This window comes from Actinoplanes sp. NPDC021490, from assembly GCF_055562135.1.
This window is the reverse complement of record NZ_JBVHFW010000018.1, coordinates 31,574-50,280: the sequence shown is the minus strand read 5'-3', so window position 1 is coordinate 50,280 and position 18,707 is coordinate 31,574. Positions and strand designations below refer to the sequence as shown.

At 70.8% G+C, this 18,707-nt stretch carries 13 protein-coding genes; 7 read left to right on the top strand and 6 right to left on the bottom strand.

Annotation, left to right across the window (positions count from 1 at the left end; translation table 11 throughout):
- Positions 1–433 precede the first annotated feature (433 nt).
- Positions 434–2,035, top strand: coding sequence for a PQQ-dependent sugar dehydrogenase (locus tag ACZ3I4_RS36455; protein WP_465386652.1), 1,602 nt, complete (start codon positions 434–436; stop codon positions 2,033–2,035).
- Positions 2,036–2,244: 209 nt separating this feature from the next.
- Here the strand turns inward: ACZ3I4_RS36455 and ACZ3I4_RS36450 are convergent, their stop codons facing one another.
- Entirely contained in the window at positions 2,245–3,636 is a 1,392-nt protein-coding gene (locus ACZ3I4_RS36450; protein ID WP_465386651.1) for a hypothetical protein, read from the bottom strand.
- Between the two features lie 374 nt (positions 3,637–4,010).
- On the opposite strand from ACZ3I4_RS36450, the gene ACZ3I4_RS36445 reads away from it, so the two are divergent.
- The 5 genes from ACZ3I4_RS36445 to ACZ3I4_RS36425 all read left to right on the top strand — a co-directional run bounded on the left by ACZ3I4_RS36445 (position 4,011) and on the right by ACZ3I4_RS36425 (position 12,403).
- The gene (locus ACZ3I4_RS36445; protein ID WP_465386650.1) at positions 4,011–5,216 is read left to right on the top strand and encodes an AI-2E family transporter; all 1,206 of its coding nucleotides are present in this window, start codon (positions 4,011–4,013) and stop codon (positions 5,214–5,216) included.
- A gap of 352 nt (positions 5,217–5,568) precedes the next feature.
- Positions 5,569–8,547 (top strand): ATP-binding protein, encoded by a 2,979-nt coding sequence (locus ACZ3I4_RS36440; protein ID WP_465386649.1) that lies wholly within the window; start codon positions 5,569–5,571, stop codon positions 8,545–8,547.
- A gap of 30 nt (positions 8,548–8,577) precedes the next feature.
- Positions 8,578–9,927, top strand: coding sequence for an FAD-binding oxidoreductase (locus ACZ3I4_RS36435; RefSeq protein WP_465386648.1), 1,350 nt, complete (start codon positions 8,578–8,580; stop codon positions 9,925–9,927).
- The gene (locus tag ACZ3I4_RS36430) at positions 9,924–10,694 is read left to right on the top strand and encodes an SDR family oxidoreductase (RefSeq protein ID WP_465386647.1); all 771 of its coding nucleotides are present in this window, start codon (positions 9,924–9,926) and stop codon (positions 10,692–10,694) included. The genes ACZ3I4_RS36435 and ACZ3I4_RS36430 overlap by 4 nt, the downstream gene beginning before the upstream one ends.
- A gap of 353 nt (positions 10,695–11,047) precedes the next feature.
- On the top strand, positions 11,048–12,403 hold the full coding sequence (locus ACZ3I4_RS36425; RefSeq protein WP_465386646.1) for a M20/M25/M40 family metallo-hydrolase: 1,356 nt from the start codon (positions 11,048–11,050) through the stop codon (positions 12,401–12,403).
- Between the two features lie 575 nt (positions 12,404–12,978).
- Here ACZ3I4_RS36425 and ACZ3I4_RS36420 read toward each other — a convergent pair.
- Positions 12,979–13,749, bottom strand: a complete 771-nt coding sequence (locus ACZ3I4_RS36420; RefSeq protein ID WP_465386645.1) for an SAM-dependent methyltransferase — start codon at positions 13,747–13,749, stop codon at positions 12,979–12,981.
- Between the two features lie 117 nt (positions 13,750–13,866).
- On the opposite strand from ACZ3I4_RS36420, the gene ACZ3I4_RS36415 reads away from it, so the two are divergent.
- Positions 13,867–14,742, top strand: coding sequence for a DUF998 domain-containing protein (locus ACZ3I4_RS36415; protein WP_465386644.1), 876 nt, complete (start codon positions 13,867–13,869; stop codon positions 14,740–14,742).
- On the opposite strand, the gene ACZ3I4_RS36410 is transcribed toward ACZ3I4_RS36415, so the two are convergent.
- Genes ACZ3I4_RS36410 through ACZ3I4_RS36395 form a run of 4 tightly spaced genes read right to left on the bottom strand, consistent with a single transcriptional unit; the run spans position 14,722 to position 18,533 of the window.
- Positions 14,722–15,546 (bottom strand): arylamine N-acetyltransferase family protein, encoded by an 825-nt coding sequence (locus ACZ3I4_RS36410; RefSeq protein WP_465386643.1) that lies wholly within the window; start codon positions 15,544–15,546, stop codon positions 14,722–14,724. The two genes, ACZ3I4_RS36415 and ACZ3I4_RS36410, sit on opposite strands and share 21 nt — an antisense overlap.
- Positions 15,547–15,556: 10 nt before the next feature.
- Positions 15,557–16,831 carry an ABC transporter permease gene (locus ACZ3I4_RS36405; protein ID WP_465386642.1) on the bottom strand — a complete coding sequence of 425 codons (1,275 nt, stop codon included), beginning with the start codon at positions 16,829–16,831 and terminating at the stop codon, positions 15,557–15,559.
- Positions 16,828–17,520, bottom strand: coding sequence for an ABC transporter ATP-binding protein (locus ACZ3I4_RS36400; protein ID WP_465386641.1), 693 nt, complete (start codon positions 17,518–17,520; stop codon positions 16,828–16,830). Before ACZ3I4_RS36400 ends, ACZ3I4_RS36405 begins: the two co-directional genes overlap by 4 nt.
- On the bottom strand, positions 17,517–18,533 hold the full coding sequence (locus ACZ3I4_RS36395) for an efflux RND transporter periplasmic adaptor subunit (protein ID WP_465386640.1): 1,017 nt from the start codon (positions 18,531–18,533) through the stop codon (positions 17,517–17,519). Before ACZ3I4_RS36395 ends, ACZ3I4_RS36400 begins: the two co-directional genes overlap by 4 nt.
- Between the last annotated feature and the right edge of the window lie 174 nt (positions 18,534–18,707).

Genomic DNA, 18,707 nt, shown 5'->3' with positions numbered 1-18,707 from the left:
TTCTCCTCGCGTCCACATTGGTCGGTGCCCCGGCCTACGCCGCCGATCCGACCCCGGTCTACGACCCGATCCCGACCGAGCCGGTCACCTCCAAGCTCGGGCTGGAACTGACCGAATACGCCCAGTTCCCCAAGAGCGAGACCAACCCGCCGCTGATCGACCCGCGGCTCAACCGGGTAGCCCGGATCAACACGATCATGGAAGTGCCCGACGGCTCCGGGCGCCGCGCGGTGCCCGACCTCAACGGCAACCTGTACATCGTCAAGAACGGCGTGCCCAGCGTCTACCTCGACGTGGCGTCCACCTTCGCCCCGCAGTTCTTCTCCGGCCGCGGGCTCGGCCAGGGCTTCGGCTACGTGGCGTTCCATCCCGGCTTCAAGCGCAACGGCCTGTTCTACACGATCCACACCGAGCAGGCCTCGCAGACCACGCGGTGCCCGATTACGCCCAGGCGAACGTGCTCTTCCACGGCGTCATCAACGAATGGAAGGCCACCGACCCGGCCGCCGACACCTTCGCCGGCACGCACCGGGAGCTGCTGCGGATCGGCTTCGGCGGGCAGATCCACGGCATCCAGGAGATCAACTTCAATCCCACCGCGCGGCCCGGCTCCGCCGACTACGGCCTGCTCTACCTGGCCGTCGGGGACGGCGGGCTCGGCGCGAACAACACCGACCCGCAGAACCTGGCCATCCCGCACGGCAAGCTGCTGCGCATCGACCCGGCCGGCCGCAACTCGCCCAACGGCAAATACGGGATCCCGGCGGCCAACCCGTTCGTCGGTCAGACCGGCGCCGCCGCGGAGATCTACTCGTACGGGTATCGGGACCCGCACCGGTTCAGCTGGGACCGCGCCACCGGCAAGCTCTACCTCGGCCACATCGGCGAACACGCCATCGAGGCCATCTACGAGGTCCGGGCGGGCGACAACATGGGCTGGAGCGAGCGCGAAGGGGCGTTCGTCTTCGACAAGACCCCGGCCACTGCCTGCGACCGGCTGTTCCCGCTGCCCGCCGACGACAGCGGCTACACCTACCCGGTCGCGGCGTACGACCACAACCCGGCGCCCGGCTGGAACTGCACCTCCGACGTCGGTGTCGCGGTGGCCGGCGGCTTCGTCTACCGCGGCCGGGACGTGCCGGCGCTGCGCGGCAAATACGTCTTCGGCGACCTCGTCGACGGCCGGGTCCTCTACACCGAGGCCTCGCAGATGCGCCGCGGACGGGCCCCGGCCACGATCCACCGGCTCAACCTCTTCACCCCCGACGGCACCCCCGTACGGATGCAGGACCTCTCCGCCCCCGGAGCGCCCGGCGACCCCAACCGTGTCGACCTGCGCTTCGGCTCCGACGCCCAGGGCGAGCTCTACATCCTGGCCAAGGCCAATGGCAAGATCTGGAAGGTGACCGGAACCCGCGTGTTCGCCGGCGCCTCGGCCGGCCACACCCGCATCGCTCCCGCGCCACGGTCCTCCAACTGGGCGCCCGTCACACCGTCGAAGTGGCAGTTCACCAACGGCCAGGTCATCCTGGCCGAGGCCGGCAGCGAGCGGCCCGGCCCGCGGCGGCCCTTCGAATACGCGGTGCTGACCGCCGGACCGACCTGGAAGTCCGTCGACATCCGGGCCGAGGTGCGCCTCGACGAACCGGTGACCCTCACCAACCGCGACGTCATCATCGTCTTCGGCTACCAGTCGGACACGCAGTTCTACTACGCCCACCTGTCGACCGACAACACGATCCTGCCCCACAACGGCATCTTCAAAGTCAACAACGCCGACCGCGAACGCATCGACTACCAATGGAACGGCCGCTCCCGCGGGGCGAACCCGGCCATCGTCGATGAGAAGTGGCACAACGTACGGGTGAAGCACCTGCCCGCCACCGGCGAGATCGCGGTCTACGTGGACGGCCGATCCGATCCGCTGATGACCGCCCGCGACACCACCTTCACGTCGGGCCGGGTCGGTTTCGGCTCCTTCGACAACCGGGGCCGCCTACGCGACCTGGTCGTCACCGGCACACCCGCCACCTAGCCGCATCGGCCTCTGAACTGACGGGCCGGCCTCCCTGGTGGGAAGCCGGCCCGTTTCGTGATTGGCGGGACGTCGTGGTACCGGTGGCTGCCGGGCTCACCGTCGGCCGGGTGTCCTGCCGGTGGTGGTGCACGAGTGGCTGTTGGACACGTGTCGTGACGGCGGGCGCACCTTGTCGCTGAAGGTCCGCACTGAGTGGACAGTCACGATCAGGGCGTGACGCCTTCCGCCGGGGTGCCGGCGGTGCCGTTCTGCGTGGTGGCGGTGCCGCTCATGTCGATGCCGGCCATGGTTTGGTCGGCCGCGGTGGTGGGCTCAGAGCCGGCGGTAGCGCCCGTGCCGGTCCCGCCGGTGGCGGCGGCCGCGGGGGCCTGGCTCGTCGTACCCGTGCTCGCCGGGCTGCTGGTGTCCGTAGCCGTCGAGCCGGCGGCGTCCGTGGTTCCCGCGTTAGCGGTGTCCGAGGTCGCGGAGCCGGAGGTGCCCGTGGCCGTGGTGTCCGTGGCCGTCGTGCCGGTGGTGTCGGTGGCGGTCGTGCCGGTGTTGGCGGTGTCCGAGGCCGCGGAGCCGGTGGTGCCCGTGGCGGTCGTGGCCGTGGTGTCCGTGGCCGTCGTGCCGGTGGTGTCGGTGGCGGTCGACCCGGTGTTGGCAGTGTCCGTGGCGTTCGTGCCGGTGGTGTCGGTGGCGTTTGAGCCGGTGGTGTCCGTGGTTGCCGAGCCGGTGGCGTCGGTGGCCGTCGTGCCGGTGTTGGCGGTATCCGTGGCGGCCGTGCCGGTGGTGCCCGTGGCCGTCGAGCCGGTGCTGTCGGTGGCGGCCGAGCTGGTGGCGTCCGTGGTTGCCGAGCTGGTGGTGTCGGTGGCGGCCGCGTTGGTGGCGTCCGTGGCGGTCGAGCCGGTGGTGTCACTGGCGGCCGAGGTGGTGTTGTCCGTGGCCGTCGAGCCGGTGTTGGTGGCGTCCGTGGCGGCCGTGCCGGTGGTGTCACTGGCGGCCGAGCTGGTGGCGTCCGTGGTCGCCGAGCCGGTGGCGCCCGTGGCCGTCGTGCCGGTGGTTCCGGTGGTCGCCGGGCCCGTCGTGTTGGTGGGCGCCGGGGCTGTGTCTGTGGGCGCCGGAGCCGGGCTGGCAGTGCCGGTGGGTGTCGCGCCGGTGGGTGCCGGGCTGGCTGTGTCAGTGGGTGCCGGGGCGGCTGTGTCAGTGGGTGCCGGGCCGGCTGTGTCGGTAGGAGCCGGGCCGGCCGTGTTCGTGGGCTCCGGTGTCGCGCTGCCGGTCGGCGCGGGGGTCGGCTGAGCGGTCGAGCCTCCGGAATCACCCTGTCCCGATGAGCTGCCCGATCCCGGCTCTCCGAGCGAGCCGCCCGGCTCGGGCTGTCCCGCCGAGCCGCCCTGTGCGGGCCAGCCGGCCGGCATTCCGGGCAGGTTCATGAGGTCGGGCAGTTTGATGTCGCCCATGATGATGACGACGATTCTCGAGTTGCCCAGCGGGCCCGGGACGTAGCTGGCCGAGGCGGTGGCCGGGTCGGGCTCGGCGGCGAGCGCGGTCGCTGCGGGGCCGAGCGCCAGCGCGGCGCCGGCGGCCAGGCAGGCGCCGGCTGACAATTTCTTGCGCATCTCAAATTCCCTCCGGGACTTCTTGTTGGACTCCGTCAGCTCAACACAGGAATGTGAGTCGCACGCTCGTTTTCCGCTATTCCGGCAACCCTTTCCGGACGCTGGAAAAGAAGCGAAAAAAGGCATGAATAAGCCTGTTCAAAGCGGGTAGACCAAGCAGCTTCACGCTTGTTGCCGGGTGATTTCGTACACCCGGCGGCAAACGCGATGAAGCGTACGTTTCCGCGTTGGTCGGCCCGGGTATCGCGAGCCGTCGGATCAATGCGGAAGAAGGCGCCATGGCCTGGATGGACGAGGTTCGCGCACGGGCACAAGCCCGGATCGAACAGGCACGCAAAGGCTTCGGGCCACCACCGTTCCCCGGTGATGTTGCGATGGAGAGCCCCACCCCGGTGGTAATGGTCGACGCCTCGCCGCGCGACGAGGACGGGCTGCCCCGGCCGGTACGGGTAGCCGGCGCGTGGTCCTGGCGGCTCCTGCTGTTCGTAGCCGTAGGCTGGATCCTGCTGCGGATCATCGCCCACCTCGACCTGGTGATCATCCCGGTGCTGGTGGCCGTACTGCTGGCCGCCCTGTTCCAGCCGGTCGCGGCCTGGCTGCGCAAACGCGGCATGGGCCGCTCGCTGTCAGCGGCACTGGTTCTGGTGGCCGCCCTGATCCTGGTCTTCGGCGGCCTCAGTCTGATCATCAACACGTTCGTCTCCCAGGTCGGCACGCTCAGCGACCAGGTCGGCGACGGTGTCCGCGAGGTGCAGGACTGGCTGGCCCGCGGCCCGCTGCACATCTCGCAGCAGCAGATCGAGGACTACATCGCCCAGGCCCAGCGTTCGATCACCGAGAACCGGGGCGCGCTCACTTCAGGCGCACTGACCACGGCAACCACGGTAGGCGAGGTCGGCACCGGCTTCTTCCTCACGCTGTTCACGTTGTTCTTCTTCCTGCGCGACGGCGACCAGATCTGGCGTTTCATCTGCCGTCTCCTCCCCAAGGGCGCCCAGGTGCGAACCGCGCGCGCCGGCCACTACTCGTGGCACACGCTGGTCGCGTACGTGCATGCCACCGTCCTGGTGGCGTTCGTCGACGCCATCGGCATCGGCATCGGCCTGTTCGCGCTGCGCGTCCCACTCGCCCTGCCACTGGCCGCGCTAGTCTTCCTCGGCGCGTTCATCCCCGTGGTCGGTGCAACGGTCAGCGGCGCCGTCGCCGTCCTGGTCGCGCTGGTGACGGTAGGCCCGGTGAAGGCACTGATCCTGCTCGGCGTCGTCATCGCCGTACAGCAGCTGGAGGGCCACGTCCTGCAGCCGCTCATCATGGGCCGCGCCGTGGCCTTGCACCCCCTAGCCGTCATCCTGGCCATCGCGTCCGGCGTGGTGCTGGCCGGCATCGTAGGCGGCCTGATCGCCGTACCGCTGCTGGCCGTACTGAACACCGCCGTGCGCTACCTGGTCCACCACCCGGACGGCGAACCAACCCCCGACCGCCAATCGCCCGGCACCGAACCCCCGGGCGAAGACTCCAAACCCGACGAGCCCGAGCCCGGCCCGCACACCCCGCCCCCCGCGCACACGTCACTCGCGTAAAAACCGCCGAAGTTCCGATAGGCGTGCAGCGTCACGCGCAGAAGTTCGGACGTGCACGGCGCTCCGGCGTAAGAGTTGGGTCGCGTTTGGCGCCGGGCGCGAGAGTCCGGACGTGTACGGCGCGCCGGGCGTAAAGGGTGGGTCGCGTTTGGCGCCGGGCGTTGGAGTTGGGACGAGTATGGCGCGGGATGCAACAGTCCGGATTCGCACGGCTCCGGCGCAAGTCCGGTCGAGCAGGGCTCCGGACCAGGAGCACGGCGCGATGCAATGGCCGGACGCGTGCGGCCCCGGCGTCGAAGAACTGACGCGTAGGGCGCTGGCGTAAAGGCGGGCGCCGGGCGACGATGGCGCCATGCTGGAGCTGCGGCTGCTCGGCGCTTTCGAGCTGCGCGCCGGGGGAGAGCCGGTGACGCTCACGTCCGTACGGGCTCAGGCCGTGCTCGCCTTCCTGGCGTTGCGCGGCCGGGCCCCGTACGGGAAAACGCAGTTGGCCTCGGCTCTCTGGCCCGGCTCGACCGAGCGGCAAGCGCGCACAAACCTGCGACATGTGTTGCACACTTTGCGCGCCGCGGTCCCAGGCATCGATGCGCACTTGCGCGCAACGCCACAAACGCTCACGTTGAGCGACATCGATGTGGACGTGGCCGCGCTGCACGGCGACACCGTGGACGAACTGCGCGCAGCCGCCGACCTGTACCGGGGTGACCTGCTCGAAGGCTGGTACGACGACTGGGTCCTCGAGGGCCGGGACGAATGCCGCCGCCGGATGACCGAAGTGCTCGCACGACTGGTACCCATGCTCGATCACGACGGGATCCACTATGCCGAGCAATATCGCGCACTCGATCGACTGTCCGAGGAGCCCTATCGAGCACTGATCCGCCTGTACTCCGCAATGGGCGATCGTGCGCGAGCCGTCCGAACCTTCCATGAATGCGCAGCCACATTGCGCGACGAGCTGGGCGTCACGCCATCCGAGGAAACCCTTTCCCTGTACGCCGGTCTGGTGCCCACGACCGTCGAAGCGCCCCGCCGCAGCGCGTTCGTCGCCCGCGACGACGAGCGCCGACGCCTCATCCGGTTGTGGCGCGAGAACAGGGGGGCGCACCTGGTCCTGATCAGCGGCGAGCCCGGAATCGGCAAGTCGCGCCTGGCCGAGGAGTTCCGGCATTGGGCCGCGCGGCAGGGCGCAGCGACCGCGTCGGCCCGGTCCTACCCGGCCGAGGGCGTACTCGCATATGCGCCGATCGTCGCCTGGTTGCGCGAACTCGGCGTCGGCCGCCTAGATCCGACCACACTCGCGCCCTTGTTGCCGGAACTGATCGCCCCGCCCGATCGATCACCGCTCGCTCATCGCTGGCCATCGTCCAGAGCCGCCCAGCCACCACACGAACCAAAGGCCCGGCCCGACCCGCCAACGCCGGCCCCGCTGCTGCCTGAACGCGACGCCCCGACCGACCGAGCCCTGCTCACACTCGGGGAGGTCGACCGGGACGTCGGGCCCGATCGCGCTGCGCTCACCCCGCTGCTGTCCGGGCAAAACGACGCGACCGACCATGCCGCGCTCGGCTCATTCCTGCCTGCGCCGGACATGGCGCCCGACCCTGCCGCCCGGCTGCGCTTGTTCGAGGCCATGATGCGTGCTCTGCGGCCGCCGGCGGGCGGGTTGCTGCTCGTCGCCGACGACCTGCACGCTGCTGATCCTGCTACCTGCCAGTTCCTGCACTTTCTCGTACGCGGGTCGCCCGGCCCGCTTCTCGTCGTGGCAACTGCCCGTCTCGCCGAGATCGACCCCGGGCACCCGGCGCGCACCCTGCTCGACGGGCTCAGGCTGCTCGACCGCCGCACCGACCTGCCCCTCGAACGGCTCGGCCGGGATGCCACCGCTGCGCTGGCCGAGCGGCTCGGGCACCGGCTCGACACGCCGGAGGCCGACCGGCTGCACGCCGAGACCGACGGGAACCCGCTGTTCGTGGTGGAGGCGCTGCGCGCGGGTCCGCAGTCGTTCCCGACCCCGCGCGTTCAGGCGGTGCTCGAGGCTCGGCTGCGGCAGCTGTCGCCGGGCGCGCTCGAGCTGGCCGGGATCGCGGCGGCGGCCGGCTCGTCGATGCCCGTTTCGGTGTTCCCGGCGGACGCGGCGGCCGGGCTCGACGAGCTGTGGCGCCGGCAGATCCTGGTCACCGGCGGCGGCGAAACGTACGAGTTCAGTCACGACAAACTGCGCGAGGCTGCGTACGGGATGCTCTCGCCCGCTCTTCGGCGCCACCATCACGCACTGATCGCCCGGGCGCTGCAGAACTCGCCGGACGTGGACGCGGTGGCCGGGCGGATCGCCGTGCATCTGCTCGAATCCGGCGCGCGTGACGAGTCGGCGGGCTGGTTCGTGCGCGCCGCGCAGGCCGCCCAGCGCGTCTACGCCGATGCCGAGGCGGCCGGGCTGCTGCTGAGAGCGGCCGATCTCGTACGGGGGCAGGACCGTGAACTTGATGTGCTGACCCTCGTGCCGGGGCCGCTCAGTTCGGCCGAAGGCTACGCGTCCCCGCGGCTCCGCCAGGTGCTCGACCGGGCGCTGGCCATCGCCGGGCCCGCACCGGCCGCACCCCTGCTGCGCGCTCAGGCGATGGCCGTGCTGTCGCGCGGCGATTTCGAAGCCGCTCTCCGGCATGGCGCGGAGCTGCGCGCGCTCGGTGCGGACGACGACGTGCTCGCGGTCGAGGGCGACTTCGTGCGGGGCGTGGCGGCGGCCTGGCGGGCCCGCACGGTCGAGGCCGGCGAGCATCTGTCGGCGGCGCTCGACCGCTATCGCCCCGCGAACCGGACGGCCCATCTGCTCGCGTACGGGCAAGATCCTCAGGTTCTGTGCCTGGTGCGGCTGGCCCATGTGCGCGTGCGGCTGGGCGCGGCGGACGAGGCCCGGCGACTGCGCGAACGAGCGCTCGAACTTGCGCGTATGGGCGGCCATCCGTTCACTCTGGGCGGTGCGTTGTTGTTCGCTTCGCTGTGCGATCTGGACCTCGGCGATCACGAGGCGCTGCGCGAGCATGCGGCCGAGCTGACCAGTTTGCACCTCGACGCGGGGCCGATCCGGATCTTCGCCGAGGCGCTGAACGGCTACCTCGACGGACATGACCTGTCGCGTATCGACGCCGCGTTGAGCGATCCTGCGCGTTTTACCGCGCCCGGGGTGCCGGCCATGCTGCTGCGCCTGCGGCTGGAGGCGGCCCGGGCGATCGGGTCACGGGTGGAGAAACGTGCAACGGCTGAGCGTTTGCTGGCCGACGGAGTGCTCATTTGGGACGACGAGGCCCGCGCGATTCTGGCGGAACGCTGACGGAACGCACGCCGGCGCACGCTGCCCGGCATGACCACATCATCTCTTACCTTGCGCGGCGACTTCCGCGGCGCACTGCTCCGGCCCGGCGAGGAGGGCTACGACGAGGCCCGGCGTGTCTGGAACGGCGCCTTCGACCGGCACCCGGCCCTGATCGCGCGGTGCGCGGGGGCCGACGACGTGCGGACCGCCGTCCGGTACGCCCGTGAACACGACCTGACGATCGCGGTGCGCGGCGGCGGCCACTCCGTGCAGGGCTACAGCGTCGCCGACGGCGGGCTGACGATCGATCTGTCCCCGATGAAGGCCGTCCGAGTCGATCCGGCGACCGGGACCGCGCGGGCGGCAGGCGGGCTGACCTGGGCCGAGTTCGACCTGGCGACCCAGCGGCACGGGCTGGCGACCACGGGCGGCTCGGTGAGCTCGACCGGCATCGCGGGCGTCACGCTGGGCGGCGGGTTCGGCCACTTGATGCGCAAGTTCGGGCTGAGCGCGGACAATCTGCGCGGCGCTTCGCTCGTCACGGCCGAGGGCGATCTCGTACGCGCGGACGCCGACCTGCTGTGGGCTCTGCGCGGCGGCGGAGGCAACTTCGGCATCGTCACCGCGTTCGACTACGACGTGCACCCGATCGGACCGATGGTGCTCGGCGGACCGATCTTCTGGCCGCTCGATCGTGCGCGCACGGTTCTGCGCTTTCTGCGCGAATGGGCACCCGACGCTCCCGACGAACTGGGCGTCGCGCTCATCGCCACGCAGTCGGCGCCGGTCCCGGGGCTCGCCGGTACGCCGGTGCTCGGGCTGCTCCCGGTGTGGTGCGGCGACCCCGCGGCCGGGGAGCGGGTGCTGGCGCCACTGCGGGCGTTGGGCGCGCCGCTCGCCGATTTTGTGCGGCCGATGCCGTACCGGGCCGTGCAGTCGCTTCTCGACCTGGCCGCCTCGCCCGGGCTGTCCTCCTACTGGCGCTCGCACAAGCTGCCCGGCCTGCCCGACCCGGCGCTCGACGTCGTGATCGACCTGGTGGCGACGCTGCCCACGCCGCAGTCGCTGCTCAACGGCTGGGTGATCGGCGGCGCGGCGAGCCGGGTCGGTCCGGACGCCACCGCGGTCGGACCGCGTACGCCCGGTTTCGAACTGCGCCTGATCGCCAACTGGTCCGGTTCCGCCGGCGACGAGCACCGCGCCTGGGTGCGGGCCGGCTGGCAGCGGCTACGCCCGTACGCCGAAGGTCAGTACGCCGCCTTCCTGTCCGACGAGGACCCCGGCACCGCGTACGGGGGAAGGCTCTCGCGGCTCACGGCGGTGAAGGACCGCTGGGATCCGGACAACGTGTTCCGTCTCAACCCCAACATCAAACCCAGCCTTGGAGGCACCCGATGACCATTCTCGTGACCGGTTCGACCGGCAATGTCGGCGCGCATGTTGTTCGTTTCCTGAGCGAACGTGGCGCGGACGTGCACGCGGTCGGCCGTGACCTGTCCTTCTCCAGCGGTGACCGGCTGTTCCTGGCCTGCGCGAACGTGCCCGAACAGGTCGACTTCGAATGCGCGGCCATAGACGCCGCCGTCACGGCCGGGGTCAAACTGATCGTCAAACTGTCCGGCCCGGACGCGAACGTGCAGTCGCCGCTCATCTTCGAGCAGTGGCACGGCCGGATCGAAAAGCATCTGGCCGCGTCCGGCATTGCGCACGTGTCGCTCAGACCGCGCACTTTCATGACCAACCTTTTCGCGTACGCCCCGGCGAGCACCATCTTCGCGCCGGCCGGGGAGGCCGCGATCTCGTTCATCGACCCGCGCGACGTCGCGGCCTGCGCGGCGGCGATCCTGACCGGCGACGGCCACGAGGGCGCGACCTACACGTTGACCGGACCCGAGGCGATCACCTTCGCGCAGGTCGCCGAAACGTTGTCGCGCGTTCTCGGCCGTACGGTGCCGTACGTGAACGTCCACGACGACCAGGCCCGCGCCGCTCTGACCGACCAGGGCCTGCCACCGTTCCTGGCCGACGCGATCGTGGCCATCTTCCGATCCCAGCGCGCGGGCAGCATGGCCGGCACCACCGACACGGTCCAACGCCTGACCGGCCACGAACCGCGCACGTTCGCCCAGTTCGCACACGACCACGCAGCGGCGTTCGGAGCCTGACCGCGCGCACATTCGCTCAGTTCGCGCATGAAGCACGCAGCGGCGTTCGGTGGCTGCTGACGGCATGCACGTTCGCTCACTTTGCGCGCATGCCGCCGGCAAACGCTGTTCGGGGCTGAATCATCCTCATCCGGCTGCGCCCGGAGGCTCCCGCGATCACGATGGGATCGCGGGAGCCTCGCCTGCCTTCATCGGTGTCAATATTGAAGATCTGCGATTTCACCCCTAGGTTGCTTGTCAACGGGGATCGTCGGCCTGACCAGGGCCGTCCGTCCTTGCCGGATCACGAGCCGGATCGACGAGGAGGAACCTTGGACACGCAATCGCGCCGGTCATCGGTGAGCCGCAGGCGCATGCTTTCCATCGCGCTGGGCGGAGCGGCCACCGTCGCGCTTCCGGCGCCCGCCTGGGGCGCCACCGGGCAGCGGCCCGGCGCCGCGTTGCCGCCCACGCTGACCGGCCACGACATCGACGTGGCGAAGCGGGTGTCGGCGGAGCGCGCCCTCGAGCACCTCAAGGTGCTGTCGATCGGCATCGGGCCGCGCATCGGTGGCACCCGGTCCGAGCGGGTCGCGGCCGGCTACCTCGCCGGCGTGCTCGACCGGCTCGGCTACGACGTCGAGCTGCAGCCGTTCCCGGTCGCCGACAAGTTCCTGGCCCAGCTCGGCTCGCCTCGGGGCCTGCCGAACGATCTGAACTGGCAGTGCGGCGCCTCACCGCACGCGGCGCTCGACGTCAAGGTGCGCGGCGACGTGCTCGACGCCAAGCTGGGCGGCGAGGCCGACTACCCGGCCGACGTCAAGGGCAAGATCCTGCTGATCGACTACGTGGCCGCCACCCGCGAGACGGTCGTCGCCCTGGCCGTGGCCCGCCAGGCCGCCGCGGTGATCTTCCTGCCGGCCGATCTGGTCGAGCCGCGCCGGGCCTCGGCGTTCAGCCCGCAGCTGCCCGGCCTGGCCGCCACTCCCGCGCCCATCCCAGTCGTCGGCGTGGCCCAGGCCCAGAAGCACCGCCTACGCGCGCTGCTCGCCGCCCGCAAGCTGTCGCTGACCCTTTCGACGACGGCTCACCGCGGCCTGACCTCGAACAACGTCATCGCCAACCAGCCCCGCCGCTCGTCCACCGGGCCGGTTGTGATGGTGAGCGCACACTACGACACGGTGATCGGCGCGCCCGGCGCCAACGACGACGGGTCGGGCACGGTCCTGTGCCTCGAACTGGCCCGGGCACTGCGCAAGTTGCCGACGAACGCGCAGGTCCGGTTCGCACTCTGGGGCTCGGAAGAGCAGGGACTGATCGGATCGCGCTACTACGTGGCCCAGCTGCCGCAGGCCGAGCGCGACCGCATCCTGGCCGTCTACCAGAACGACATGGTCGCCACCAGCTGGGATCCGGCCACGCGCTACTGGCTGCTGTCGTTCGACGGTCTGGCCAACCGCGCCACCGACGAGGTCACCGCGGCCGCCACCCGGCTCGGCTACCAGCCGCGGATCAGCCCTGTCACGCTGCGCGGCTCGTCCGACCACCAGTCGTTCCAGGAGGTAGGCATCGCCGCGGCGAACTTCTCGTGGCGCGGCGAGGAGTCGCCCGCGCTGCTGGAACCGCCGTACCACAGCCCCGAGGACACCATCGCCAAGAACATCAGCCTGGAGCGGTTGCAGGTTTCGCTCGAACTGATCGGCTCCGCCGCCTACGCCACGGCCCGCTAGCTGCAGGCAGGCCGGACGAGTCATTTACCCGTCCGGCCTGCCAAAACCCTCAAATCCAAACCTCGGCCAACGTACGCGTCGTCCCCTCCAGCAAGCCCCCGAGGGGTTGCTCAAACCCGGCCCTTTCCCGCCCGCGGCGCCACCGCCCGCAAACGCAAGGAACGAGATCTGAGGCGGCCCGCAAAGCGCGATGAGCTCTGCGATCAGAAAGTTGTCGTGGAGCGACCGGCACTGCAGATTCGCCAGAACAGAACGCGGGGCGGCTGTTGTACGGTCCCGGCCCAGCGAACCAGTTGGACGGTCCAGGCCCATGGGCTCACTCGACGGTCGCCGCCCCGGGGCCTCGTGGAACGGCCAGGGCCTCCCGAACTCGTTGACCGCCGCGCCCCAGAGTGCTCCTCCGATGGTCCGGGGCACGGGGTGTCGTTCGACGGCCCCGGCTTACCGCTCCTGTTCGACGGCCCCGGCTTACCGCTCCTGTTCGACGGCCCCGGCTTACCGCTCCTGTTCGGCGGTCCAGGCTTACCGGACTCGTCCGGCGGCCCGGTCCACCGAACCCGTCAGGCGAACGAAGATCAGGGCTTCCGGGCCACCGCACCGTACTCGTCGGTCTCTCGCAGCTCGTCCGGTCCGGCATGCGGCGCGGGGCGCCAGCGGGCGCACGGCACCAGGCCGGGTTCGAGCACTTCCAGGCCCTCGAGAGAACGGGCCAGCTCGGCCGGTTGCCGCAGGTGGTAGGAGAGCGGGGCGTTGGCGTTCCAGACGTCGATGGCCGCGGTGAAGGCGGGACCGTCCAGGACGTTGGTGCCGTCGGCGGTCACCAGGAAACTGCCGGACGGCAGGGCGTCCATCAGGGTGCGCACGATCGTCACGGCCTCGTCCGGGTCGGGGATGTGGCCGAGGATGTTCATCATGATCAGGCCGACCGGGCGGGACAGGTCGAGGCCGGACGACGCGATGATCGAGCCGGGATCGCGCACGTCCGCGTCGACGTAGACGGCCTCGCCGGCCAGCACGGTGTGGGCGTGGGCCAGCACCAGCGGATCGTTGTCGACATAGACGACCTGCGCCGACGGTGCCACGGCGTGGGCGACCTGGTGGGTGTGCTCGGCCGAGGGGATGCCGGTGCCGACGTCGAGGAACTGGCGTACGCCCTCCTCGGCGGCCAGATAGGTGACTGCGCGCTTGAGGAACGCCCGGGAGCTGCGGGCCACGACGACGATGTCGGGATAGAGCTTGGCGAACTCGTCGCCCACCGCACGGTCGGCCGGGAAGTTGTCGGTGCCGCCGAGCCAGTAGTTCCAGACCCGGGCGGAGTGGGGGACGCCGGTATCGAGCTCCGTCATTCCGCGGAGTCTAGTGTGGACAGGCGCGTCCGGGCTGCAGTGATGACAAGGCAGATCGCGGCGGTCCTTGTGGCTCGGCCGGAACCGTTCTTGCAACCGGGTGGCAGGCTGCAAAATGTGGTCCCGGCCCGCGTTGCCCGTCTGCTGCTGCTGGGCTGCGCCGCGGTCCCGGCCCGCGTTGCTCGTCTGCTGCCGCTGGGCTGCGCCGTGGCCGCGGTCCAGATGATCGCCTTCGTGACCGTGGCGGGCTTCTTGCGCCCCGGCTACGACTCCAGCCGCAACTGGGTCAGCCAGCTGTCACTCGGCCCCGGCGGCTGGCTCAACGACCTCAACCTGACCCTGTGCGGCCTCTGGCTGCTAGCCGGCGCCGAGGGCCTGCGCCGCACCCGCGCCGATGCACGAGGCCTGCGCCTCACCCGCGCCGATGCACGCGGCCTGCGCCGCACCCGCGCCGATGCACGCGGCCTGCGCCGCACCCGCGCCGATGCACGTGGCCTGCGCCACTCCGGGGTGGGAAGCGTGCGCCGCCAAGATCCGCGCCACCGGCCGCTCCGGAAGACGGCCGTCGCGCTTGTCGCCTGGTGTGGCATCAGCATGGTTGGTCTCGCCGCGCTTCCGACCGACGCCGGCATCGGCTATCCGCCCGGCGTCGAACCGACCCACACGGTGGTCGGGCTTGTGCACCAGATCGTGGCGATCACGCTCGGCGTTGCCGGGGTCGGGGCGGCGGCGTTGCTTGGTCGCGCGGCAGTGGCCTACGCGGTCGCCGCGGTCATGACGGTGACGTTCATCGCCGCCTCCATTTTGGTGCTGCTCGACGCCTCCGGTGTGCTGCCGGGCAACCCGAGCGGTCTGCTGGAAAGGGTCGCGATGTTCCTCGGTCTGGGCTGGACAGCAATAGCCTCGGCCGGGGAGGCTCACGTGCGCGGAAGGGCGGAGGCACGAACTACCGACGCGCGAGCAGAGACAGTTTCAGCAGCGAACTGGCGGTGAGTCGCGGCCCGAACCGCGCGAGGCAGGAGCCCCGAGGCGCCGCGGAGGAGTGGGCACCCGGTCCAGGGTGATTCCGAAGTTCTGCCGGTACGCCGTCTGCACCTGGTCGTCGGTGTCGAGCACGGTTTCCTCGCGCCGGCCGTCGTGTGTGCGGATGAGCGTCCGGCCGCTCAGGGAGATTCGGCCGTCGCCGTCCATGCGGGAGCAGACCGGGCCGTTGCCGAAATGGGAGTCGGGGGACGTCGAGTGCCACCAGCAGGTGGGGGCGAAGTCGGTCAGGGTGCGCGTCCGGCGTTCGATCCGGTATTGCGGTTTGCCGTTCATGGTGACGTCCACGTCGTCGCCGCCCGGAACGTCGATCATGGTGAAGACGCCGCCCGGATCGGGTTGGGGGGTGCGGCTGCGGAAGTCGAGCGGGTCGGTGCTGTGCCGGCCGAAACCGACGTCGGCCAGCCACGGGCCGTCTCCGCCGGGGGTGGTCACCAGCAGGGCCATGTGGTCGAAGGGCGGGCCCAGCCGGTCGCCGTGCACGCGCGCGCCGACCCGTTCGACGCCGAAGCCCAGTTCCTCGAGCAGGATCGCGAACAGCCCGTTGAGTTCGTAGCAGAAGCCGCCCCGGCGCCTCCGCACGATCTTGTCGAAGAGGTCGCCGGGGGCCAGCGAGATGCGTTCGCCCAGGTGGATGCTGAGGTTTTCGAAGGGGACGGTCCGCTGGTGGGCCCGGTGCAGCTCGCACAGCCCGGCCGCGTCGGGAGTGGGCGGCCGGGCCAGATCGATCCGCGTCAGATAGGCGTTGACGTCCATGACGAACAGCCTAGGCGCGCATCACCGTGGCGATCGGGATGCCGGCCGCGCGCAGGGCGGGTACGAAACCGCCCAGGATTCCGGCGACGATGCCCGCGATGATGCCGGCCACGCCCGCCTCCCACGGGAACTGGACGTCGCGCAGGATCGGCTGGGAACTGCCGACCAGCATGGTCACCACCTTGAGGGCGGCCGCGCTGGCCCCGATCGCGGCGGCCGCGGTGAACAAGCCGGTCAGTAACGTCTCGGCGAGCACGATGCCGGCCAGCAACGAGCGTGGGGTGCCGACCGCGCGGCGGAGCGCGAACTCCTCGACGCGTTCGCCGACCGTGGCCAGGCCGACGTTGAGGATGCCGGCCACGCCGATCAGCAGCACCAGCCCGGCCATCGAGAAGAACACCAGCCGCATCAGGGTGAGCTGCTTCTCCTGTTCCTTGCGGGACTCGACGGTGTAGGCGTACGGATCGTTGCCGAGGGCCTTGAGCTTCGAGGCGACGACCGGCTCGACCGGCGACCCCTTGGTCATCAGCAGGCGCATCTCGCCGCCGGTGTTGGGGTCGGACATGCGCGAGGGCGGCAGCCAGGTGGTGAGCTCGTCCAGGCGTACGTAGGCCCGGGGTTGCACGTCGCCGTCGTCGATCACGCCGACGAACTGGGGCGTGACGTTGGCCGCGGCGCCCCCGACGCGCATCTCGGCCGGCACCCGGTACTGCTCGAACGCCTTGGCGGCGGGCTGGTTGAGCACCAGCCGCGGCGACATCGCGGGCACCCGCGAGAAGTCGAGCCACTGACCCGAGACCGTGCGGTACGGCCGGAACTTGCGGACGTCGCCGGACAGCGCGGTCAGCCGCACCTCGACGGCCTGCCCCTTCACGCCCGGCGCGGGCTCGCAGCCCTGGTCGTTGCAGACCATCGCCGGGCCCCAGTCCTGGTCGAGCGGGGCGCCGCCGGGGTTGACCGGCAGCACGCCGGGCTCGCCGACGATGCCGCTGACCGCCAGCATGGCCACCGCGTCGTCGCGCCCGTCGACCGTGGCCGTGACCATCTCGGTCGCCTCCTGCTGCAGCGGCATCTCCATCACCCGGGTGCCGTCGTAGCCCTGGGTGACTTCGAGGTCGGCCAGCAGCGCGCGCTCGGCGATGCTCGCGCCGGCCTGCACGACCACGACGGCCAGCACGCCGAGGAACAGGCTGATCATCGACAGCAGGGTGCGCAGCTTGCGGGCGCGGATGCCCTGAATGCCGATGATCATGGCGGACCGGAAGCGTCCGGACAGGCGCCTCATCGGGCCATCACCCGCTCGGTCAGCACGCCGTCGACGAGGTCGTGGATGCGGCCCATCCGCGCCGCGTGATCACGGTCGTGTGTCACCAGGATCAGGCCGCAGCCGCGGTCGGTGGCCGCCAGCAGCGCGTCGATGACCAGGGCGCCCGTCTCGGTGTCGAGCGCGCCGGTCGGCTCGTCGGCCAGCAAGATCTTCGGGTCCCGTACGAGGGCCCGCGCGATCGCCACCCGCTGCTGCTCGCCGCCGGACATCTTGGCCGGCCGGCTCTTGGCCAGATGGGCGATGCCGACCTGCTCGAGCGCCTCCATCACCCGGATGCGCCGCTGCCGCCGGGGCAGCCAGCCCTGGCCGTTGACCAGCGCCATCGCCACGTTCTGAGCCGAGGTCAGATGCTTGAGCAGGAAGAACCGCTGGAACACGAACCCGAAATGGGAGCTGCGCAGCTTGGCCGCGCGGCGCTCGGGCAGCCGGGCGATCTCCTGACCGTCGAGCTGGTAGCTGCCCGAGTCGGGCCGGTCGAACAGGCCGATGACGCTGAGCAGCGTGCTCTTGCCCGAGCCGGAACGCCCGACGATGGCGACGCTCTGGCCCCGGTCGACGGTCAGGCCGACGCCGTCGAGGATCGTGCGGGGCTGCTCCTGGCCCTTGAGAACCTTGGTGATGCCCTCGAGCTCGATCAGGGCCGTCATCCGTTGGGGCCCTTCATGCCGCCGTCGGCACCTTCCGCGCCGGGCGCGGCGGCGGGCAGGTCGGGGCCGGGCACGGCGATGGTCTCGTTGCCCTTGAGCCCCGACTTGATCTGCACGACCTTGCCGTCGGTCAGGCCCAGCACCACGTCGACCGTCTTGCGCTGCTTGTCGGGGCCGACGATGTCGACCTTGCCCTTGCCCTGCACACCGGCCACCGCCTCGACCGGCAGCACCATGACCTTGGCCGCCTTCGCGGTGATCACCTGCAGCGTCACCTGGGCGCCGTTGATCAGCTTGACGCTGTTCGGTGGCACGCAGACCAGCCGCATGCCGGTGGCCTCGGAACCGTCGCTGCCGCCGGTGTCCTCCTGCTGCGGGGCCTCGGCGACCGGGGGAGCGCCGGACGGGCCGTTCGTCGGCTGGGTGGTGGGCGGCGGGGGCTCGGGAATCGAGCCGGCCGGCAGCGCGGCGATGGTGCCCAGCGCCGTACAGGCGAAAGGTCCTGGCCCGTTCTTGATCTGCGCGCGAACGTTGGTGACGGCGCCCGAGATCCGGTACGCCTGGGCGCTCTCGATCTCGGCCACGATGCCGTAACCGGAGTGCTTGGCCGAGATGATCGGCATGCCGGCCGCGACGTCGGCGCGGTCGTCCATGAGCCGGCCGGCCAGGATCGAGCCCTGCGGGATCATCACGCGGCGCGGGGCCCCGTCGTCGTCCCAGACCGTTGCCACCCACTTCGGCCGTACGGCCGGGACCGCCGACGGCCTCTTGTCGAGGTAACGCAGTTCGCCGTCGGTCGGCGCGACGATGCCGAAGACCGGGTTGATCGTGACCGAGCCGGACAGGCTGATCTGGTTGCTCAGGTCCTGCCGGGTGGGCTTGACCGTGGTGAGCACCGTGCCGCGGGCCTCGAGCCCGGGCGTCGTCACGGATGCCTCGCCCGAATCACACCCGCAGAGCACCGCAGCGAGCATCGCCACCGCACCCGTTCCGGCCACTCTGCGTGACGCCACTTGTACCCCTTTGCCAGACTTTCTTCGGACGGCCGGGGAAACGCGATACGACCCGGCCGGGCAGAGGTTACAAGGATCATGCAAGTGTCGATGTCCCGGATTGGAGAAGGGCCCGGGGCCTGCGCGAATTGCCGATCCGGTCCGCTCGATAAGGTTGATCCGGCCGATCGGGCG

Excerpts from the sequence above, each read along its gene's own strand:
- ACZ3I4_RS36430 (WP_465386647.1), top strand. The coding sequence starts at position 9,924 with ATGACCATTCTCGTGACCGGTTCGACCGGCAATGTCGGCGCGCATGTT.
- ACZ3I4_RS36400 (WP_465386641.1), bottom strand. The coding sequence starts at position 17,520 with ATGACGGCCCTGATCGAGCTCGAGGGCATCACCAAGGTTCTCAAGGGC.
- ACZ3I4_RS36450 (WP_465386651.1), bottom strand. The coding sequence starts at position 3,636 with ATGCGCAAGAAATTGTCAGCCGGCGCCTGCCTGGCCGCCGGCGCCGCG.
- ACZ3I4_RS36410 (WP_465386643.1), bottom strand. The coding sequence starts at position 15,546 with ATGGACGTCAACGCCTATCTGACGCGGATCGATCTGGCCCGGCCGCCC.
- ACZ3I4_RS36445 (WP_465386650.1), top strand. The coding sequence starts at position 4,011 with ATGGAGAGCCCCACCCCGGTGGTAATGGTCGACGCCTCGCCGCGCGAC.
- ACZ3I4_RS36435 (WP_465386648.1), top strand. The coding sequence starts at position 8,578 with ATGACCACATCATCTCTTACCTTGCGCGGCGACTTCCGCGGCGCACTG.
- ACZ3I4_RS36440 (WP_465386649.1), top strand. The coding sequence starts at position 5,569 with ATGCTGGAGCTGCGGCTGCTCGGCGCTTTCGAGCTGCGCGCCGGGGGA.
- ACZ3I4_RS36405 (WP_465386642.1), bottom strand. The coding sequence starts at position 16,831 with ATGAGGCGCCTGTCCGGACGCTTCCGGTCCGCCATGATCATCGGCATT.
- ACZ3I4_RS36425 (WP_465386646.1), top strand. The coding sequence starts at position 11,048 with ATGCTTTCCATCGCGCTGGGCGGAGCGGCCACCGTCGCGCTTCCGGCG.
- ACZ3I4_RS36420 (WP_465386645.1), bottom strand. The coding sequence starts at position 13,749 with ATGACGGAGCTCGATACCGGCGTCCCCCACTCCGCCCGGGTCTGGAAC.